The 4,297-nt window shown below is 61.8% G+C and carries 1 pseudogene; it reads left to right on the top strand.

Going from position 1 to position 4,297, the window contains the following annotated elements:
• A pseudogene (locus NW809_RS11005) lies at window positions 1–4,297 on the top strand (type II secretion system protein); the annotation flags it as partial.

The raw sequence follows: 4,297 nt of genomic DNA, 5'->3' as shown, positions 1-4,297 counted from the left end.
GTACAAGCCCTTTCAGGTCTTTGCCGTTACCTTGCCGCTTGAGGGGGCCGACTCCACCACCCGCGCCATTTCGGCTTTGCAATTCCAGCAGGATCGGAAGCGGGATCTGCTGAACAAGTGGGGGGCCTTCAGCCGCGGCGACCTAGAGTTTTTCTTCACCCCCGGCTACAACTGGAACGGCGCCATCTACGCCGGCGGCAGCCTTTTCTTCCGCTATGCCCCCAACAACTTGTTCCGGGCTTTCACCATCAGCTCGGAGCAATCCTGCTTCTACATGCCCTCTGACAACTCCGAAATCACTGCCTTTGGAGAGCTGGTGGCTGGGGCTATTGGCTATGCCGGCCAGCAGGTGAGCGATACTCTGATTTTCGATGTTCACTCTGGCCGGCAAGACGTAGCGCCAGAGGTGCTGGCTCGGTTGAACAACTTAAATTTTGACTCGGTGCAAAACCAGGTAGAGCCAGAAAATGTGGCTTTGGATCCGTTGGAGCTCCACCTTTTCGGTCGCATTCGCACCCGGGGATCCTATGCCCAAGATGCATCGGGATGGGCGGCTTCTCCCCTCAACGCTAAGCGCGATCCCAACCCCGGACGGATTAAGGCGGGCGGTTTTCAGGCCGGGGCCGACCAGGTCTGCCCTCCCTATGTAGACGATGTCTATCGGGCTGACAACCGCTTTGGCCCCAAAGCCAGCTACGACCGTCCGCCTGTAACTCCTGACCCGCAGAGGGGCTGCGACGTGGACACCTTTGCTCAGAGGTTTGGTGTCGGTGCCGGTAGCCCGATTCCTGCTGATGCCAGGAACAACCAGAATGAGTCTTTGACCGAGGACAACCCACCCCCAGGCGCCCTTTCCGAGGTGGGCTTGGATGGCTATTGGGAGCGGCGGGCCCGTGTGGAGGGCTTGCGGGTGATCGTGGGGCAGCGGCTGGAGCTGACCCGCACCGATTCTTTGCCTTTGCCTCTGGTGCCGCCCGGGGATCCCAACGATCCCACCAAGCTGCAGGCCATTTTCATCAGCAACGAGGCGCGGCAACGCCTAACGCTACGGGATAACCCAGCGGCAGTGCAGGCCACGGCCGTTTACCACTACAGCCATGAGCAGGGGCGCTTCCCCATTGCTTGCCTGGCCACGGTAGCCCACCCCGGCTCTCCCTGGAGCTTGCAGCGGGCTTCCACTTTCCGGAACGGCCCCCAAAGCATCAACTTCTTTACCGGCGAGGGCACCAACGTTTGGGAATATGATCCCACGCCAATGAGAGGGCAGCTACAGCCTGGCACCCCACTGTGGACGGCGCTCACCAACCTGGCCAATTTTGCCGGCGATCCCGACGGGGCCTATCCACCCAGACAGGAGCCAGGCCGCATTCACCCGGATCCGTTTATTACGGCCTTTGGCAACTTCTCGGAGCTGCGGCGGGTCATCGATACCGTTAACAGAGGCACTGCTGTTGACCAACTGAGCCTAGCCGACCAGACCACGCTGCAAACGGCAGGCTGCATGTTGGGCATGCTGGCCGACAACATTCTGCGCATCGAGGAGGCTGCCAATGCCGGGGATCCAGCGGCTCAAACCCTCTGGAACGACATTCAAGCCAGCCGAGCTGGGAACCGAGAGGCGGCCAATCGGTTTTATCTGCCGCTGCGCTACATCTTCCCGACCACCAGTTTCAACCAGACGGATACCCTGGAAACGGAGCGGCGCAGCGCTTACTCCTTCCTTCCGAGCACAGTCAGCTATCAGGCTGTAACCAACTTAAACGAGGTTGCTCTGGAGCCCCGTTCTGGAATTGGCAACTGGGCTTTGCCCCATGCCCCAGCCGATTGCACTGCTGCTGGCCCCAATAGCAACCAATTTGATCTCATTCGGATTGGCGACCAGTGTCATCGCGTGCCCTTCAAAGATTCCGTCTTCTACGATGGCCGCGAGGCGATGGCGGTGCGGGCCCTCAACATCGACCTGGCCCTTTTGACCAACAACGTCAATGGCCAGGCCAACGGGCTGATCAACGGAGATACTTGGCTGCCTGCCGGCGTGCAAGAAGGCCGCGAGGGGGGCATTTTCTACGCCTTCCGGGAAGATGCGGTGCGGGAAGATGCCATCGCCCGCCCACCCTTGGACACTTTTGATAACTACCTAACCAGCTGGCGCAACGCAAACCCCAGCGGCACTTTGGGCAGGGCTGGCGTTATGAACGCCGGTCAGCCAGGTCGCGGCACGGCCGACAATGGCCAAACGGTCTGGGATCCCCCCGTTTCCGATGCCGGACTTAGCCCTAAGCCGGTGGACTACTACGCGGATCCGGATCGGCGGCCCTATGGCTTCCGGCTGCGCAACGGGGCGGTGCTGGCCCGCGGCGGGTTCAACCCTGATGACGCGATTTTTGGCTTGTCTTTTATTTCCGACAACCCCGTTTACATCCAAGGGGACTTCAACCTGCATCAGACAAGGGACGGGAGACGGCTAGAGGAGTTCACCACCCTCCTTGAGTTCGACCCGCAAACTGGCCTCTACAGCAACTTCTACGGGCGGCTGCGATCCGGACCCAATGAAAACCGGGAAGACCGGCGCTTTGCCCGGGCAGCCCAGGATCTCTGGCGGCCCAGCGAGGTCATAGGCGACTCGGTCAATATCCTCTCCGCCGATTTCTGCGACGGCAGCATCGACGACGGCTTTGTCCAGGATGGCACCCTCGATGGCGGCGGCAGCAACTACACCTCCGGCCAAGACTACGCAGGTGGACGGGCCTCGGCCCCTCGCCGCAACGACTACTACGGCTGCAGTGGGCCAAACCTAGGGGCCAACACCTCCTTCCTCAACCAGGCCCTGGTGATCCGGGGCAACAACTGGCCGGGCAACGGTGGCGTCCTGCGCTTCGACAACACAAATGGGGCCCAGAACCTGGGCGACAACACCAACCAGCCCGGCTGGCCGGACGTGTTTGCCCGCGACACCCTCTTTGCCCGCCGCAACAGCACCGATCCCAACTCCAATGAGGCCGACCGGACGGTGGGTCTGGGCGTGCCGGAGGTGCGGCAGTTGCGGGCGCCGGATCGGGAATATGCCAACTTTGGCGTGCGCATCTCGGCCCTGGGCAACCCGGTGCTGGATACCTCCCGTTGGGTGATGGTGGCTCCCCTCGGGCCTTGTCCGAATCCGGGCGGCGCCGGCCTGCTGGCCGAGTATTACAACGGCTGGCTCAGCAGCCCGCAGAACCAGTACGACCGCAACACAGGGTTTGCCGACCCCAATAATCCTCTAGGTCCTGTAGGTCTGCTCCAAACTGCCCAAAACCGCAACCTGCCCTACCTGCGGGCGGTGCGCTGGCCGGATCCGATATTCCCCGTCGACTGGGAACCGATGCCGGACGCCATCGGCCAGTACAACAACCGCTACACCAGCAGTGCGCCCACGTGTAATCCAAATGGGAGCGGTGGGCAGCGCTGGGCCTGCGTGCGCGATGCTATCAGTAATGCGGATGGCACCGTCAATCCGAGCAGCTTTGCCCGCAGCGGCCCTGGTTTCCCCTGGTGGGGCGGCTTCCAGTACCGGTTCGGCGGGAGCAACGATCTGAATTCCAACTCTCCCTTTAAGCGGCGGCTGTATAATAGCACCCCTGCTTGCAACGCCACGCTGATTGATACTATTTTTCAGCCACCCCTCACCATCCTGCAGCCCCTTTGCCGCCTGTCGGTGCCGATTCTCTCGCCGCCGAATCTTTGGGAGCCTCGGCCACCTTTCAACCCGCCTGATCCCAGTCCTGATCGGCGGGATCGCGGCGACTGGTTCTGGATGCCCAGTTGCGGAGAGCCGGACGGCAACAACGGCCTGCCGAACGCGCCCATCGATGCGGATGATATCGGCTATTCCTATAAGCCTGTCGGCAACCCTCGCATTGGATACAGGCTCCTCCCCAACGGAGAAGGAACTAGCGAGCTCGTATTCAACAACCCCAACCAGTTCAACTTCCTGCGCTCCTGCTGGCGGCGCAGAAGCGGTGGATCCGGCAGCGGCAACAACAACGGCAACGACTTCTTCGTCGTTCGCTGGGTAGGGGAGATCTATCCGCGCTGGCCGGGCCTGCAGAGCTACCGCATCCTCGATGCCGATGATGGCGTGCGGTTGATCATCCGGCGCAACCCCGGCTACACCCCTCCCAACCCCGCGGAGCCAGCCACCTTCATCAACCGCGGAGTTTGGAACGGCACTCCCCTCAACCTAGGGCCGGACGCGGCAGGGGCCGAAGCCTGGCAGGATAGCAGCAGCAACATGGTCACCCTGCGCTTGGAGCTGGAG

The sequence above is a fragment of the Synechococcus sp. WC101 genome, assembly GCF_047461555.1.
Taxonomy (GTDB): Bacteria; Cyanobacteriota; Cyanobacteriia; order Thermostichales; family Thermostichaceae; genus Thermostichus.
This window is presented reverse-complemented; position numbering and strand designations above follow the sequence as displayed.